We start from the raw sequence: 1,079 nt of genomic DNA, 5'->3' as shown, positions 1-1,079 counted from the left end.
GGACCGGACCGTGGCCCTGTAGCCCGCGGCCGCGACGGTGGCGGTGATCTGGTCGTCGGTGATGTCCGCCGGGACGCTGACCCGGGCGGACTCGAGGGGCAAGTTGACGCTGGCCTCGACGCCGTCGAGCTTTCCGAGCCTGCGCTCGACCCGGTTGACGCAGGAGGCGCACGTCATGCCCTCGATATCGAGGTCAATGACACGGCTCCCGGCCCGGTCCAACAACTGCTGGTCCAACAACTGCTCGCTGCTCACGGCGCCCTTCTTTTCTGGCTCGATTGGTTTTCTGCCGGTACGGTGTCTGCTCCCGACGGCGGTTGCCGGTCCGGTGTCTGCGCCCGACGGCGCTGTTGTCACTCAGGCTTCGCTGGCGACCACGAGGTAGCCGGCTTCGGCGATTGCCTCGCCGATTTCGGAGGAGGACAGTGCTTCGTTGGAGGTGATCGTGATGGTGGAGATGCCGCCGGCGTTGAGGTCGACGTCGATCTTTTCGACGCCGGAGAGCGCCTCAAGTTCTTCGCTGACAGAGGACACGCAGTGGCCGCAGGTCATGCCGGAAACGTTGACGGTGGTGGAAACGGGGGCCATGGGGTGCTCCTTGTCGCTGAGCCGGGTATGGTTCCCCGGCCCGGTGGTGTGGTGGGTGGTACGGGTACTAGCGGAGCAGGCGTCCGATGGCATCGGTGGCCTCCTTGACTTTGACATCGATGGCCTCCGCCCGAAGCTCCGGGTCCGGCTCGGCGGCGGCGCCGACAACGCAGTGGCCGATGTGCTCTTCGACGAGCCCGAGGCTCACGGCATGCAGGGCCTTGGTGACGGCGGCGACCTGGGTGAGGATGTCGATGCAGTATTTGTCCTCGTCAACCATCCGGGCGATGCCGCGGACCTGCCCTTCAATCCGCTTGAGACGGCGAAGGTAGGCGTCCTTGTTGGACGTGTAGCCGTGTTCATGGGGCGGGGCGTCAAGGGGAACAGTGTCCAGACGTGCCGTGCCGGGGACTTCTGACTCGCTCATGCCCTCAACATATACCCCCTAGGGGTATGTTTCAAGCCCGCGGCCCGGCCGGCGCAGCATGTGG

The 1,079-nt window shown here is 65.7% G+C and carries 3 protein-coding genes; all 3 read right to left on the bottom strand.

Annotated elements, in window-relative coordinates; genetic code table 11:
- The coding region (locus LQV45_RS35020) for a heavy metal-associated domain-containing protein (protein WP_290370425.1) at window positions 1–240 on the bottom strand (240 nt) is incomplete at its 3' end.
- 117 nt (window positions 241–357) lie between these two features.
- Window positions 358–588 carry a heavy-metal-associated domain-containing protein gene (locus tag LQV45_RS35015; RefSeq protein WP_230012595.1) on the bottom strand — a complete coding sequence of 77 codons (231 nt, stop codon included), beginning with the start codon at window positions 586–588 and terminating at the stop codon, window positions 358–360.
- Window positions 589–655: 67 nt separating this feature from the next.
- Entirely contained in the window at window positions 656–1,015 is a 360-nt protein-coding gene (locus LQV45_RS35010) for a metal-sensitive transcriptional regulator (RefSeq protein WP_230012592.1), read from the bottom strand.
- Window positions 1,016–1,079 lie beyond the last annotated feature (64 nt).

The sequence above is a fragment of the Microbacterium sp. Bi128 genome (assembly GCF_918698205.1).
This window is presented reverse-complemented; position numbering and strand designations above follow the sequence as displayed.